The 14635-nt window shown below is 57.9% G+C and carries 17 protein-coding genes; 13 read left to right on the top strand and 4 right to left on the bottom strand.

Annotation, left to right across the window (positions count from 1 at the left end; all coding sequences use genetic code 11):
- Position 1: 1 nt before the first annotated feature.
- The 4 genes from VH599_07225 to VH599_07210 all read left to right on the top strand — a co-directional run bounded on the left by VH599_07225 (position 2) and on the right by VH599_07210 (position 3012).
- Complete coding sequence (locus tag VH599_07225) at positions 2 to 850, top strand: replication-relaxation family protein (protein ID HEY7348097.1); 849 nt, start codon at positions 2 to 4, stop codon at positions 848 to 850.
- Between the two features lie 95 nt (positions 851 to 945).
- On the top strand, positions 946 to 1149 hold the full coding sequence (locus tag VH599_07220; GenBank protein ID HEY7348096.1) for a hypothetical protein: 204 nt from the start codon (positions 946 to 948) through the stop codon (positions 1147 to 1149).
- Between the two features lie 87 nt (positions 1150 to 1236).
- On the top strand, positions 1237 to 1581 hold the full coding sequence (locus tag VH599_07215; GenBank protein HEY7348095.1) for a hypothetical protein: 345 nt from the start codon (positions 1237 to 1239) through the stop codon (positions 1579 to 1581).
- 444 nt (positions 1582 to 2025) lie between these two features.
- The gene (locus VH599_07210) at positions 2026 to 3012 is read left to right on the top strand and encodes a threonine/serine dehydratase (GenBank protein HEY7348094.1); all 987 of its coding nucleotides are present in this window, start codon (positions 2026 to 2028) and stop codon (positions 3010 to 3012) included.
- Here VH599_07210 and VH599_07205 read toward each other — a convergent pair.
- Positions 2988 to 3203: a hypothetical protein gene (locus tag VH599_07205; GenBank protein ID HEY7348093.1), complete on the bottom strand. Its 216-nt coding sequence runs from the start codon at positions 3201 to 3203 to the stop codon at positions 2988 to 2990. The two genes, VH599_07210 and VH599_07205, sit on opposite strands and share 25 nt — an antisense overlap.
- 290 nt (positions 3204 to 3493) lie before the next feature.
- Here VH599_07205 and VH599_07200 point away from each other — a divergent pair, with 290 nt between their 5' ends.
- From VH599_07200 to VH599_07185, 4 genes are all read left to right on the top strand, one after another.
- A complete protein-coding gene (locus tag VH599_07200; GenBank protein ID HEY7348092.1) occupies positions 3494 to 5044 on the top strand; it encodes a carboxyl transferase domain-containing protein in 1551 nt (516 codons plus the stop codon).
- A gap of 17 nt (positions 5045 to 5061) precedes the next feature.
- The gene (locus VH599_07195; GenBank protein HEY7348091.1) at positions 5062 to 5277 is read left to right on the top strand and encodes an acetyl-CoA carboxylase biotin carboxyl carrier protein subunit; all 216 of its coding nucleotides are present in this window, start codon (positions 5062 to 5064) and stop codon (positions 5275 to 5277) included.
- A gap of 129 nt (positions 5278 to 5406) precedes the next feature.
- Complete coding sequence (locus tag VH599_07190; GenBank protein HEY7348090.1) at positions 5407 to 5667, top strand: hypothetical protein; 261 nt, start codon at positions 5407 to 5409, stop codon at positions 5665 to 5667.
- A gap of 185 nt (positions 5668 to 5852) precedes the next feature.
- Positions 5853 to 6914: a molybdopterin-dependent oxidoreductase gene (locus tag VH599_07185; protein ID HEY7348089.1), complete on the top strand. Its 1062-nt coding sequence runs from the start codon at positions 5853 to 5855 to the stop codon at positions 6912 to 6914.
- Here VH599_07185 and VH599_07180 read toward each other — a convergent pair.
- The gene (locus tag VH599_07180) at positions 6911 to 7738 is read right to left on the bottom strand and encodes a hypothetical protein (protein HEY7348088.1); all 828 of its coding nucleotides are present in this window, start codon (positions 7736 to 7738) and stop codon (positions 6911 to 6913) included. The genes VH599_07185 and VH599_07180 overlap by 4 nt on opposite strands.
- 120 nt (positions 7739 to 7858) lie before the next feature.
- Here VH599_07180 and VH599_07175 point away from each other — a divergent pair, with 120 nt between their 5' ends.
- The 5 genes from VH599_07175 to VH599_07155 all read left to right on the top strand — a co-directional run bounded on the left by VH599_07175 (position 7859) and on the right by VH599_07155 (position 12350).
- A complete protein-coding gene (locus tag VH599_07175) occupies positions 7859 to 8824 on the top strand; it encodes a YafY family protein (protein ID HEY7348087.1) in 966 nt (321 codons plus the stop codon).
- 162 nt (positions 8825 to 8986) lie between these two features.
- Positions 8987 to 9982, top strand: a complete 996-nt coding sequence (locus tag VH599_07170) for a Gfo/Idh/MocA family oxidoreductase (GenBank protein HEY7348086.1) — start codon at positions 8987 to 8989, stop codon at positions 9980 to 9982.
- A 28-nt stretch (positions 9983 to 10010) separates the two neighbouring features.
- On the top strand, positions 10011 to 11096 hold the full coding sequence (locus tag VH599_07165; GenBank protein HEY7348085.1) for a tartrate dehydrogenase: 1086 nt from the start codon (positions 10011 to 10013) through the stop codon (positions 11094 to 11096).
- 130 nt (positions 11097 to 11226) lie between these two features.
- Positions 11227 to 11841, top strand: a complete 615-nt coding sequence (locus VH599_07160) for a chromate transporter (protein ID HEY7348084.1) — start codon at positions 11227 to 11229, stop codon at positions 11839 to 11841.
- On the top strand, positions 11838 to 12350 hold the full coding sequence (locus VH599_07155) for a chromate transporter (protein HEY7348083.1): 513 nt from the start codon (positions 11838 to 11840) through the stop codon (positions 12348 to 12350). Before VH599_07160 ends, VH599_07155 begins: the two co-directional genes overlap by 4 nt.
- A gap of 15 nt (positions 12351 to 12365) precedes the next feature.
- Here VH599_07155 and VH599_07150 read toward each other — a convergent pair whose 3' ends face one another.
- Both VH599_07150 and VH599_07145 read right to left on the bottom strand, forming a co-directional pair.
- Positions 12366 to 14009 carry a CocE/NonD family hydrolase gene (locus VH599_07150; GenBank protein ID HEY7348082.1) on the bottom strand — a complete coding sequence of 548 codons (1644 nt, stop codon included), beginning with the start codon at positions 14007 to 14009 and terminating at the stop codon, positions 12366 to 12368.
- Positions 14010 to 14217: 208 nt separating this feature from the next.
- The gene (locus VH599_07145) at positions 14218 to 14577 is read right to left on the bottom strand and encodes a nitroreductase/quinone reductase family protein (GenBank protein ID HEY7348081.1); all 360 of its coding nucleotides are present in this window, start codon (positions 14575 to 14577) and stop codon (positions 14218 to 14220) included.
- Positions 14578 to 14635: the final 58 nt, after the last annotated feature.

Here is a 14635-nt window from a genome sequence, read left to right as displayed (position 1 = left end):
TGTGTCTATCACCCCAGTGCATGACCGTTTGCTTCGGGGTGACGACCAGGTGCCGCTGGGCATTGCCCAGTTGCACCTGGCGACCGCCGACCAGTTGACGCGCCTGCATTACTTGTCGGGCAGTCTCAAGTACGTCAAGAAGCAACTGAAAGCCATGACGGGTAACGGCCTGATTGTCTCTGATGCCTTGCCGACGAAACAGCGCTCTAGCCCGTATTACTATGCCTTGGGTGCACGAGGTGCTGAATACCTGAACCGGGCGGGCATGGAGGTCAAAGCCTACCGGGGCAGCAAGGCAGAGGATGACTCGCCGTTTATCCGCCATACCCTAGAGGTGAACGACCTGCTTATCTCAGCGATGCTGCTCGGTAAGGCCAATCCCGCGTACTGGCTGGATGATTACCGCCACGAGCACGATCTGAAGCGCAAGCCCTATATGCTTGGCCGCCGCCCGCTGATACCCGACGGCTTTCTGAACTTCCAGACGCGCACCCCAGGCGGCGTTATGCAGATGCCGATTGCGCTTGAGCACGACCGGGGTACGGAGTTCCAGCAGGATTTCCGGCTGAAGATCAGGCGCTACGTCACCTTCCTGCACAAACGCGGGCAAGCAGAACTGTTCGGCGTAGGTGCAATTACCATCGCGTTTACGACGTTCAGAGATGAAGCGCGGCTGGAGCAGATGCGCCGCTGGACAAAGGCTGAACTGGCATCGACCAGCGAGCCTGAGACTATCTGGCACGCCTTCTACTTCGCCACTCTCGATAAACCGCCTGAGCCGGGCTGCTGGCTAGAGAGGAGGTGGTACACGGCGTTCGATGATACCCCTGTAGTGCTGTTAGCGATGTAAAAACAAAGAAGCCTCCGATTGCGCCGGAAGCTTCTTTAACTGTCTACCCAAATACGACCCGACGTTCGCTCTTGCAGATTACCACGAGGCGCCACATGCAGCAACCACAACCGCACCTCTCTACCCGTGACGATGAACTGCTGCGGTCTGGCTTGGCAGCCATCGCCGACGCTTATGCCAACGGCCTGATAACGCTCAAAGAGCGCATACGTTTAAGCCAGGAATGGTCGTCACTGGTGTTGGACGAGCCTGACGAGATGCTCGAAGGCGCGTACGCCGACGAATACCTGGATTCTTGAGTGCGTCCTCATCCTGAAAGAACGGCCTCGAGCTGACAAGGCAGTCTCTCCGCCGTTCTCACACCTTTATTCTTCTAAGGTGCTACCATGCAACAACTGGAAGCAGCAATGTTCGAGCGGGTCATTGTCTTCCCGCTTGAAGATAACCAGGGCCACAACCTCCAGAAAGAAATAGATACGATCTGCCTGGAGTTATTGGAGATAGTTGGCGGCTACAGCGAGACACGGCAGCGCGGGCAATGGCGAGGCAATGATCAACAGGTCTACACCGACTGGTCGGCACGAATAAGCACGGTAGTAAGCGAGGAGCAAGATATACTGATCGGAGCCAAACTCTCTGAATGGTGCGCTCGTCTTCGGCAGCGAACTTTGTACACCCACTCAGTAACGGTAGAGGTACGATTTATCGAGCCTGCCAAGGTGGTTGTGTAGCTCATAAGTTCAACAAAACCCTGCAAGGTACAATGCCAAGCGGGATGCTGCATATCCCATAGAGCAGAGGCAACACTGATGAGGCCAGAACAACCTACTGGTAACGGCGAAGGCATTCGGCACGTGTACGAATTGCTCTACGCCTACCGCTTTGGTACAATTAACTTCCTAGAACTGCTTGAGCAGATGGAAGCTATCCTCTGCTCGTCGCCATCTCGTCATCCCCGCCGCGATACTTCCTTAGAGGAGGCTGAAATGCCGGACGGTGACGGTCAAGTCAAACGCTAGAGAGAATATTTCGCACACAGGTGTCCGATGGTCCGACGGCTAACCTATACTCCCTGCCAGGTTTGATCTTGACCTCTATACCCACTTGTAAGGTATAACACTCTATACCAGTGCTGTATACTCTGCACGACGAGAACTGAAAGCGAGGTGATTCCCGTGTCCTTCCCGACGTTGCAGGATATTCTGAAGGCACAAACACGCATCCGTCCCTATCTGGCACATACCCCGCTTCATAGCTACCCCGCCATCAACAAATTAGTCGGAACCACGCTGTTTATAAAACACGAGAATTACCAGCCGGTAGGGGCCTTCAAGGTACGCGGCGGGATCAACCTTATTTCCCAGCTCACCCCAGAGGAGCGCGAGCGCGGAGTGATCGCCGCCTCCACCGGCAATCATGGGCAGTCCGTTGCCTTCGCTGCCCGGCTTTTCGGCGTCCAGTCTATCATTATTGTCCCGGAGCAGGCCAATCCGGGCAAGGTCGCCGCTATGGAGGGCATGGGCGCGCAGGTGATCAAACACGGTGCGACTTTCGACGAGTCCAAGCTGCATTGCGAGGAACTTGCCCGCGAGCATGGCTATCGCTACATCCATTCCGGCAACGAACCCCTGCTCATCGCGGGCGTTGGCACCGAGGCCCTGGAAATGCTGGAAGAGCAGCCAGATCTCGACATCATCTTCGTCCCCATCGGCGGGGGCAGTGGCGCGGCTGGCGTTGGCATCGCCGCGCACGCCATTAACCCGTCAATACAAGTCATCGGCGTGCAATCGGAAGCCTCTCCGGCGGCCTATGAAACGTGGAAGCAGCACCGGCCCGTCACGGCGCCCAATCGCACCTTCGCTGAGGGCCTGGCTACTGGCGCTCCTTTTGAACTCCCCCAGGCCATCATGCGCGAACACCTGCATGATTTTCTGTTGTTGAGCGAGGAAGAGATTTTGCGGGCTATGGTCTGGATGATTGAACGTGCACATACCCTGGCCGAAGGCGCGGGCGCAGCAGCCCTGGCCGGTGCGTATCGCTTGCGCGACGAACTGACCGGCAAGAAGGTGGGCGTCATCTGCTCCGGGGGGAATACCTCCCTGGAACACCTGCGCCTCGCCCTCGGCCAGCAGGCACCTTACGCCCAGCACGAGAATTCGTGAACGACGATATGCTGTGTTTCACCGCTGCCCAGCGAAAAACGAAATTTGATAGGTGTCCAGTTGTCGTTGATGTACACCTGGGCGCCAATGAAGGCATTCAAGGCTGGATAGCTGTGTAGGGGAGTAGGCGCCAGATGAGGGCGAAGTCGGCGCTGAGCGCGTAGAACATCCGCGAAGGTGACAGGCTGCATCCGCTTCTCCTTCTGCTATTTGCGATGGCTTGCGGCCACAGATGTTGTATGCACTATAGCATATCATGGTTGGGAACAAGGCCACCTGTAGCGCCGCCTTCCAGGCGGCTCAACGCTGGCCGCCTGGAAGGCGGCGCTACAAGTAACACGCCTCGCTTACCAACACCTCATGGTTGAGAACAAGCCCAATAAGGGCTGATTTTCGGACTTGACGCTTGCTATCGCAGCGGCTAGAATGCTGCAACCAGTGATATTCTCTCAAAGCAGGCGACTCCAGAAAGGGGATAAGCATGACCTGGCAGCCGGAGATAGATGAACTTCATCAGCGCGAACATCTCGCCCGCCGCATGGGCGGAGAAGAGAAGGTTGCCAGACACCATGCCCAGGGTCGGCTCACCGTCAGGGAGCGGATTGAGGCGCTGCTCGATGCCGGAACGTTTCACGAGGTTGGTGCGCTGGCAGGAGCGGCTGAGTACAGTGAAGGGCGCCTGACAGCATTTCGTCCGGCCAACTTTGTGGTTGGCACTGGCGCTATCGAGGGTCGCAAGGTGGTGGTGGGCGGGGATGATTTCACCGTTCGCGGTGGAGCAGCAGACGCCTCGGTAGTTGGCAAGCAGATTTACGCTGAACAGCTTGCCAACAGTCTCCAGATGCCAATAGTGCGGCTGGTTGATGGGACTGGCGGCGGCGGCAGCGTGAAGTTGTTGGAACAACACGGCCACACCTATGTACCAGCAAATCCCGGCTGGGATTACGTGGTTGACAACCTGAGCCTGGTTCCGGTTGCCGCTGCGTGCCTGGGTTCAGTAGCTGGCCTGGGCGCGGCGCGGCTTGTGGCGTCGCATTTTTCGGTGATGGTTGCAGGTACGGCGCAGTTGTTTGTGGCCGGTCCGCCGGTGGTGAAGTTTGGCATGGGCGAAGACTTGACGAAGGAGGAACTGGGTGGGGCCGATATTCATCGCTACAGCGGGTCCGTTGACGTGATTGTGCAGACGGAGTACGAGGCGTTTGCCCAGATTCGCCGTTTCTTATCCTACCTGCCACAAAACGTTTTTCAGCTTCCCCCGGTGCAGCCTTCGCAAGACCCGCCCCATCGGCGCGATGAGTTTCTACTGTCTGCCATTCCACGCAACCGCCGCCAACCGTATCGCATTCGCCCGATTCTGGCGGCGCTCTTTGACACAGGCTCGGTCTTTGAGCTTGCTCACTATGGGCGAGCCACCGTCACGGCGCTGGCGCGGCTAGACGGCCATCCGGTTGGGGTGGTGGCAGCCGATCCGTTTATCGGTGGAGGTGGCCTGACGGTTGAAGGGTCCGAAGCGATGATTCGGCTGGTTGACTTGTGTCAGACTTTTCATCTACCCATCGTCACGTTAACCGACCAACCCGGGCTGGTGATTGGCCGCAGCGCGGAGCGTCGGGGAACTATCCGCTATGGCGTGCGCGCTATCGCTGCGGTGTACCAGGCAACGGTACCCGCAGGCGAGATCATCATTCGCCGGGCTTTTGGCGTTGGCGGCGCGGGCATGACGAATCGGCATCGCTTTGTCCAACGCTATGCCTGGCCGTCGGGTGATTGGGGGTCGCTCCCCATTGAAGGCGGTCTTGAGGTGGCCTATCGCAGCGAACTGGAGGCGAGCGACGACCCGACAGCCCTTGCCTCGGAGATTCGCGCGCGCCTGGATGCGGTTCGCTCGCCATTTCGGACCGCCGAACGCTTCGGGATAGAGGAGATCATCGATCCCAGGGACAGCCGCCCACTTCTCTGTGAATGGGTACACGATGCTTACAGGCTGCTTCCTGCCCAGTCAGGACGCCCATCACACGGTACGCGACCATGATTGAGAGAGGAGACGGCATGCCAACCAGGGTATCCTCAGAGGTGAGTGGATTGGTGTGGAAAATTGAGAAGAACGTAGGTGATGTGGTCAATGCAGGTGATGTGCTGATGATCCTTGAATCAATGAAAATGGAACTGCCGCTAGAGGCGCCAGTTGGCGGGAAAATTGCAGAGATACGCTGCAAGGAAGGGCAGAGTGTGAGCGAAGGCGACGTTCTGATCATACTTACTTGAGTTCGCTTGCACGTGCCTTTGCCAGAAGTGTCAGTTTTCTAGAAGCCAAATGGGCTATTGACGATGCGTTCTTGTGTTATACTAGCAATAAGCCGCTGATAGCGCATGAAACAAGAAAGGAAAAACACGATGACTACCTCTAAGCGCGGACCAGAGCCAGGCTCCGAGAAGGCCAAACATGGCGGGCAGGCAGTACGTCAGAAGTATGGCCCGGAGTTCTATGCACGCATCGGCAAGAAGGGCGGCGAGGCTGCCAAAGCCAAACTGGGATCAGAGCATTATTCGCAAATCGGTAGGATGGGCGGCGAGGCAACCAAACAGAATCATGGCTCGGCCTTCTACAGCCGGATTGGCAAAACTGGCGGCGAGCGGGGACGCAAGAAACCGTAAGCGCCGGAGCGGCAGGCCCAGGCTGCCAGGCGCAGTGTTTCCTGGCGGCCTGACCCCAGGGGCCGAATCCTCTCAAGGTTTTCTTTCTGCCCCTGGGGCAAAGAGCATCCTTGTATGATGTTGTATCTCATCGCGTACTGCTTATCAGGGCATTATACAAGGATGCCCTGAAGGATGGGTTGGCTATGTCCCCGCGCCTCACCGATTGGAGCATTGCGCTTGCTGCTGCTATTGCGCTGACGACTGGTCTCCTCAGCCTGTTCAGCGGCCTCCCATCGGACTGGTTCATCTTTGCGCTGCATGGCATCGGGGGACTGTGGCTGCTGCTGCTGTTATGGGGGAAACTGCGGCGCGTCTGGCCTCGTTTGTTCCGCCTGCGGCGCTGGGATCGCCGCACAGTCCTGGGGCTGCTGGCAACCATCTTTGTTCTGGTGACGCTCGGTTCCGGCATCTGGTGGGCCGCAGGTGGCGATCTTGATGTTGCCGGATTCGGTTTATTGAACTGGCATATCATCCTCGGCTTTACCCTCGCGGCAGCAATCTTCTTTCATATGTTCGCTCGCGCGAAGCGGCTACGCAAGCGCGATCTCGTTGGCAGGCGAAGGGCGCTGCAATTCGGCGCTTTGCTCGTCGGCGGGATGGCGCTCTGGCCGATTCAGCAGTTCGGCGAACAAGTTCTTCGTCTGCCTGGGGCCAAGCGAAGATTCACCGGATCGCATGAGATAAGCAGCTACGCTGGCAATGTCTTCCCGGCCTCAAGCTGGGTAGCCGACCATCCACGCCCGATTGACACAGAGACCTGGCAGCTTGTCCTGGATGGCGCTGTGAAAACGCCTCGCTCGTTTTCCTACGATGAACTGGTCGCAGCAGGTGATGAGTTGGAGGCGACGCTCGATTGTACAAGCGGATTTTTTAGCACTCAACGCTGGCGGGGTATCCGTATCGGGCGGCTGCTCGATCAGGTTGAACTTAATGCAGACGCGAGCAACGTCCGTTTTATCTCGGTGACGAGCTATCGCTGGAGCTTGCCGCTGGAGGAAGCGAGAGCGGCGCTGCTGGCGACGCATGTTGGGAATGAGCCGCTCTCCTACGATCATGGGTTCCCTCTCCGCCTAGTTGCCCCAGGCCATCGTGGCATGGAATGGGTCAAATGGCTTGCGCGTGTCGAGGTATTGACCGGACCTGACCCTGGTCAGCTTCTCAGCATCTTCGCCAGCAGCTTCACTTCAGCGGGGCGCGGCGATTAGATTCTGCCGAATGCCCGTAAGACGAGCAGATTCTGGATCGTCGTCCAGCCTCTCCAGTTTGCGTCATATGGCGTGGGCCAGCCGCCATCTTTCTCCTGCTCAGCTTCCATACGGTCCAGTTGTTCCTTCAGAATGTTTTCGGGAAGATGCCTGGCGGTATAGGTCTGCGGGCGTCGAACATAGGCAAAGAAGTGGTTGCTATCCACGCCCGACTCGGCAGTATGCTGGCGTATCAGCCACCAGAGAACGCCGGAGAGATAGAGTTCGCGCTGCGGGTGGTTCCACTCAGGCAGGAAGTAGTGAGCATATGGACGAACGTTATAGAACTCGTCGCCTATGAGATCGTCTACTCGCGCCAGCTCTGCAAAGAGGCGTTCAACTCGCGTATGGAGAGTCTCGGCCCCCAACCCAAGTTCTTTGAGCAGGCCAGAGAGGGTGCAAGAAGGGTTGAGGTTCGGCCACTGCCAGCCCTGGAACCAGGGGGCAAGCTCATGGTTATAGACTCCTGGCGCAAAACGCCAGTTCCCATTCTCCTCCTGGGTTTGCTCAAGGTAGCCTACCATTTTTGAGAGCAAGGGATGCTCCTGGGGCGCATGAGCTTGCAGGCAGATGAGTAAGGCGATTTCTGTTGCAAAGGGATTGCTGTCGGGCGCTTTGATGTCCACCTCCAGGCCATGAAAGCCACCATCAGGATTCTGATAGCGGGCCAGGACGCCAAGCAGATGATCGAGCGGCTGATCGGCGAAATGGTATGCCCACTGTGCCTGGTCAATATCTCGGCCATTGTGCTGGAAAAACTGCTGCGCTTTTGCAAGCGTGTCCATATCGAGCCTCCTAAAAGATGAATCTGTACGTGTCTATACAATTGCAGTATACCAGGGAATGTGGTTAGAATTGGTCCTAATTAACGAGATAATGTGCAGACATGAAAGAAAAGGGCATCTATGTACTCTCCAGTAACACGGCTTTTGACGGTTCTTGAACTGCTGCAAGCCCGGCCATCCATTACCGCCGCGCAGCTTGCCCAGCGGCTCGAAGTGAATAGTCGTAGCGCCCGGCGCTATATCACGATGCTGCAAGATTTGGGGATGCCAATTGAGGCAGGGCGTGGCAGGTATGGCGGCTACCGGCTGCGCCCAGGGTATAAGCTGCCTCCGTTGATGCTGACCGAGGATGAGGCGCTGGCGGTGACGCTGGGCCTGCTGGCGGCCCGCCAACTCGGATTGAGCGGCACAGTTCCAGCCGTAGAGGGGGCGCTGGCGAAAGTCGAGCGCGTTCTGCCAATCGCAGTGCGCGAGCGCGTCCAGGCGGTGCAGGAAAATGTAACGTTGGACCTGAATATACAGAAAGGCTTGCCTGCAACGGACTGGCTCAAAACGTTTAGCACCGCCGCGCAGGAGACACGGCGCCTTACCCTGCGCTATCAGGCTGGGAGCGGCGAGCAGACGCGGCGCGTATTTGATTGTTATGGGGTGCTCTATCGCAATGGGCGCTGGTATGCTGTCGGCTACTGCCACTTGCGCCAGGAGATTCGCGTGTTTCGGCTAGATCGCGTGCTGGAAGCCGAACTGAGCGACGAGCGCTTTGTGCGCCCAACGGATTTTGATAGCCGGACCGCTGTGGTGGGGATTATTGCCACTATTCCTGATACGTGGCACGTCCAGGCGCTGCTGGAAACGACGTTGGAGGATATTCAGGCGCTGGTTCCACCAGAGTATGCGAAGCTGGAGGAACGGGCTGATGGGGTGTTGCTGCGGGCGTATGAGCGGGATTTAGATCACGCGGCGCGTTTTCTTGTCGGGCTGGGATGTCCCCTGCGCGTGCAGCAGCCAGAGGAACTGTTGGAGGCGCTGAAGCGGCTGGCCCAAACGATTATGCAGACCGTTTCAGAAGGTATTACCCCCCTGTGATATTCTCTGTGCATCTGAGCAGTGTGATACACTGTTCATCCACAGGGAGCATGCGTTTCTTCTGCCGCGTGGGTTGTATCTGCCCTTTGCGCCTGAAGGGCAGGTTTTCCGAATCAGTGAATCATGTTGTTTAGTAAAAAGACCATCTGGGGGAGAAAGAGAATGGACAAGGTTCGCTGGGGCGTCCTGAGTACCGCTAACATCGGTCTGAAGCAGGTTCTTCCTGCCATGCAGCAGGGTAAATACTGTGAGATAAGCGCGATGGCATCGCGCAACCTGGAGGCGGCGCAGGCTGCGGCGGCGCAACTGGGTATCCCCAAAGCCTACGGCTCCTATGAGGAACTGCTGGCCGATCCCACTATTGACGCTATCTACAATCCTCTGCCCAACCATCTGCATGTACCCTGGTCGCTCAAGGCGTTGCAGGCGGGCAAACATGTCCTCTGCGAGAAGCCGATTGCGATGACGGCTGCTGAAGCGCAAACCCTGGTGGATACGGCCAGAGCGCATCCCCAACTGAAGGTAATGGAAGCCTTTATGTATCGGCATCATCCCCAATGGCAGCGGGCCAGGCAACTGGTGGCTGACGGGAAAGTTGGCGAACTGCGCACAGTTCAGACGATTTTCTCCTACTATCTTGACGATGGAGAGAATATCCGCAACATCGCTGATGTGGGCGGTGGGGCTATGATGGATATTGGCTGCTATGCTGTTTCAGTGCCGCGCTTTATCTTTGACGCTGAACCCAGGCGGGTTTCTGGCATTGTGGAATACGACCCCCGCTTCAGAACAGATCGCCTGGCTTCAGGTATGCTGGATTTCGGTTCTGGTACTGCGGTCTTCACCTGTGGGACGCAGCTCGCGCCGTATCAGCGGGTGAATATCTTCGGCACCGAGGGGCGCATCGAGATTGAAATCCCCTTCAATGCTCCACCTGATCGGCCTTGCAAGGTCTGGTACGAACACGATGGGAAGATCGAGGAGATCACGCTGGATACCTGCAACCAGTATACACTCCAGGGCGATACCTTCTCGCAGGCGATTCTCACGAATGCTGCTGTACCCACGCCGATAGAAGACGCTGTTGCTAACATGCGCGTCATTGAAGCAGTGTTTGCCAGCGCCAGGACGGCTGGTTGGGCTGAAGTCGCGGCATAGGCATGAGATAGAAGAATCAGGAGGAGTCATGCGCCACTATCAGCTTGCTGTACTGCCGGGTGACGGCATTGGCCCGGAGGTTATTCCAGAGAGCATCCAGACTCTTGAGATGCTCGCCGGGCTGTGTGGCAGCTTCCATCTGGATACAGTCTCTTTCGACTGGGGGACCGAACGCTATCTGCGGGAAGGCGCGCTGATGCCGAAGGATGGGCTGGCGGCGCTGGAGCGAGGCGGCTTCGATGGTATCCTGCTTGGTCCCATCGGAGACCCGCGCGTGCCCGACCATCTGACGCTGTGGGGCTTGCTGCTGCCCATCCGCCAGGGGTTCGATCAGTATGTCAACCTTCGGCCCATGCGCTTGCTGCCTGGCGTGCAAAGCCCCCTGGCAGGCAAAAGCCCCGGCGCTATTGATGTGGTCTGCATCCGAGAGAACACCGAAGGCGAGTACGCTGGCGTGGGAGGCCGCTTGCATCAGGGGACGCCAGATGAGGTGGCGATCCAGTCAAGCGTCTTTACCTGGAAAGGTACAGAGCGGATTATCCGCTCTGCCTTCGAGTATGCTCGTCAGCACAGGCGCAGGCTGGTAACGAGCGCCACAAAATCGAACAGCATGCAGTATGGGATGGTCTTCTGGGACGACGTGTTCAGGCAGGTGGCAGCCGAGTACCCCGATATTGCCCATGAACAACAATTGATCGACTCTCTGGCTGCGCGGATGGTTGCCAGGCCAGAGAGCCTGGATGTGATCGTGGCCTCGAACCTCTTTGGCGACATCCTCACCGATCTGGGCGCGGCAGTAGTCGGCAGCCTGGGGCTGGCTCCCAGCGCGAATCTCAACCCGGATCGGCGCTATCCGAGTCTTTTTCAGGCGATTCACGGGTCGGCTCCCGACATTGCAGGCAAAGGGGTGGCTAACCCTATTGCCTCGGTCTGGTCGGCCCAGCTTCTACTCGACTTTCTAGGTGAGCAGGAGGCGGCAGCGATGCTGATGCAGGCCATCGAGGCGGTGCTGGCCGAAGGAAAGGTACGGACGCCAGACCTGGGAGGCACAGCGACCACGCGCCAACTGGGCGACGCGATTCGGGCGCAACTGCGCCTGGCTGCCGTGAACTGATCGGCCTGTTGACACCGGAAAAGGCGAAACTGGCTCTGATGCCAACCCAGGAATCTGCGGATGGTGGTTTGGTATGGATGTGCTGCTTCTCCTCAAGGCAATCTCTCAAAAGAAAATGGAGCGAGTTATTATGAGCAGACAAGACTCCAGACCTGGAGCCTGGCAGCTTTTTGGCATCTGGGTACGTATTGGATTGCAGTCCTTTGGAGGCGGGGCATCAACCACGCTCTTAATCCAGCGCGTGTTTATCGAGAAGCGACGCTGGCTGTCAATGGAAGAGTTTCTGCGTCTGTGGAATTTGTGCCTGCTGACTCCAGGTATCAATCTCATCGCTCTCACTATTCTGCTTGGCAAGAAACTGGGAGGAGCCTGGGGTGTTGTTGCCTCTCTTGCTGGTCTGCTCCTGCCCAGTGGAATAATCACCTGCCTGTTAGCTGCCCTCTTTGTCAAGATAGAGCAAGGAGCAGCGGTCCAGGCTGTGTTGCGAGGCGTGGTCCCGGCGACGGGAGGAATCATGCTGCTCGTTGGGCTGAACTTTGCGCGGCCCATTCTTGAGAGGCTTTATAAAGTCGGATTTCGGTATGTGCTGGCGAGCGGTGCGCTGATAATCGCCAGTGCGCTGGTCGTTATCCTCTTCAATCTATCGGTGATTGTGGTTGTGCTTGGCGCCGCGTGTCTCGGCGCGGCCTTCTTTGCGCCGCGATCAATGACGCCGCTGCCGGAAGAGCCAGGGGAACAGCTATGATTAATCCCATCCTCTACTTCCTGCTGTTCTTGAAAGCCTCGCTCTTCTCCACTGGCGGCTTCAGCAATCTGCCCAGTCTGCACCAGGATTTGCTCACCAACGGCTGGGCAAAAGAAGCCGACTTTGGGCAATCAATCGTTATTGGACAGATCAGCCCTGGCCCGAACGGCTTATGGGTCATCAGCCTGGGCTACCTGACCTATGGCTATTCGGGCGCATTGCTGGCCCTGCTGGCGATTACCTTCCCCGCGCTTCTGTCTCTCGTCATTGCCGCTGGCTATGCTCGCATTGAGCAGCGAGCCTGGGTCCAGGGGGCAATGCAAGGGGTCTCCCTTGCCGTTGTGGGTCTGCTGCTCACAGTGGTCTGGACGATCTTGCGCCAGCCTGGAGTAGACTGGAAAGGGCTGTTGATCGCCGTGGGCGCCTTCGGGCTGGCGCTAAGCCGCAAGGTAAATGTACTCTTGATTTTAGGGCTGGCGGGCCTCCTGGGGTTTCTTCTCTATCGCTAGCTGCCAGCGAACCATTTAGGCGCCGAGAACTGGCAGCTGAATGGCAGAAGGATGGTCCGGGTCGTGGTAGATGGTCTGGTCGGCGGTCAGGAGTTTAGCCCCTGTAGCCAGCGGCTCCCCGCTCCCCAGGTTGCGGGCAAAACGCGGATGCGCGCCGCTGGAGACCTGTACACGAATGCGCTGGCCGCTGCGGAAGCGATAGGCGGTAGGCCAGAGATCGATCTGGATATGTCGGCTTCCATCTGCTTCCGGGACTGAACTGTCGGGGGTCAGGCGCACAATGCCATCGCACAGATTGAGCGATTTACCCGACGCCTCCACGACACAGAGCCGCGCAAAGAAATCGGTATGTTCCAGGCTGGATTGGACATAGAGGTCGGCAGTGACCGGGCCAATGACCTCCAGGTCTTGTTCCAGTACGGCGCTCGTATAGACCAGCACATCTGCGCGCGCCTCCAGGGCGCGGTTATCTTTTGCTCCCATACGCTCCTGCGCCCCCAGGGAATTGCCGCCTACCGCCGGGGTTGGATCGCCAGGATCATAGCGGTAGTGGTCTGGCTCGGAGGCGGGCGGCGTGGTCGGAGCCAGTGCACCATCTGGCTGGAGATGCCAGCGTTCGCTCCTGGCTGGCGGCGGCCAGTCGGCGAAATCGCGCCATTCCTTGGCCCCCATCACAAACAGCCGAACGGGAGCCTCGCGCAGTTGGCTGCGGTCCCCTTTCAGGTGCGCTTGCAGCCAGGCGAGTGTCTCGCGCGTCATGGTGGGCAGGCTGGGGAACTCCCCATGTGTCCAGGGGCCAATGAGCAGATAGGGCTGGCGACCCGCCGCGCGCAAGGTCTGGTAGTCTTTTAGCTGCCAATCAAGGAAGAGATCGTACCAGCCAGCCTGAAGATAGATAGGCGCAGTTACTTCACTAACATGGGCGCTGTAGTCAACGAGTTTCCAGTAATCGTCGTCTGGCCCGTGCATAATGACGTTCTGGAAGGATTGGGAGGGCTGACCAACCACAAGCTGGTCAGCTTCTTTGAGCGGCAGATGCATATACGCCTGGGCGAGTTTGCGCTCCTGCTTGCGTTGGCCCAGGAGGGCGCTCAGCCGCATTCCAGTGGCGGCCTGCTGGGTCATCATGGTGGACCAGCCCAGCGAGCTTTCCAGGGTAAACCCGCCCTGGAAGCGGAAGTGGTTGAAATCGGCGGTAGTGATCTGCGGTACCAGTGCTTTCAATTCTGGCCCGACCTCAGCGGCTACCGCCCACTGGACAAAGCCAAGGTAGCTGCCGCCGATCATAGCCAGGTCGCCTGAGAACCACTCCTGCTGCTTGATCCACGCGATGGTTGCCAGCCCATCATCAAGCTCGTGGCGGGCATATCTGAACTCTCCACCAGAGCCAGCAGTGCCACGACAGCTTTGGATGAGAACCTGATAGCCGCGCTCGGCGAACGGGCGGGCATAGATAGCGCCAAAGAAGCCGCGCCGCCCGTAAGGAGTACGGACCAGGATGGTTGGGCGCTTAGCGCCAGTGCGGGGCGCGTAATGGTCGGCAAGTAGGGCTACACCGTCGGGCATGGGTATCGAGAGGTCGTGTGTGACTACAAGGTCATGGGTTTCGGCTGGCGGCAAACGGAGCAATAAGCTGATGAGACGGCTGGTGAGACTCATCGAACACCCTCCCATGAGTAGCAATATGGGATGCCCCAGGGCTGTGCCTGGGGAATGTTGGCTGGCATACACCGTATCGTATATGTTAATATCCTCGCCCGCTACTATAGGGAGAGGCAAGGAGCTTGTCAAGCCTTGAAAAGATGGGGTTGCCAGTCTGCCTCTTTCTAGTTGTCAAGCAAACGTCCGATCAGGAGGTGCGCTTCGGCTAGATGGCTACGTCAACGGCCACAGGAAGCGACGTGCGTGACCAATCGCTCAGGTCGTCGCTGTCGCGTGGGGTATACTTATCATAGACGATTTTTCGGGCGAGCGCGTCTTCCTGTGGGTCTGTGACCAGCCGCGCCTGCCCGCTGAAGACTCTCTCACGAATTCTCACCTGGACTTCCGGGGTGCGCTGTGCGTTTTTTACCCAATCCGATTTGTCGCGTCCACCGGAAAGCATATAAATGGTCTGCCCGTGGAGGGCAAACCAGATTTCGATGGTATGCGGATGGCCTGAACGGCGGCCAGTGGTGGTCAGGTAACAAAAGTCGTCGTCAGCCAGGTGTTGAAGGTCAACATTCATAGATAACTATCTCCCAACGTTTATGATTCCCTACTCCCTGGTCACATCAGCAGGAAGT

It is taken from the genome of Ktedonobacterales bacterium (assembly GCA_036557285.1).
Classification (GTDB): Bacteria; Chloroflexota; Ktedonobacteria; order Ktedonobacterales; family DATBGS01; genus DATBHW01.
The sequence above is the reverse complement of the archived record's forward strand: the minus strand, read 5'-3'. Positions and strand labels throughout refer to the sequence as shown.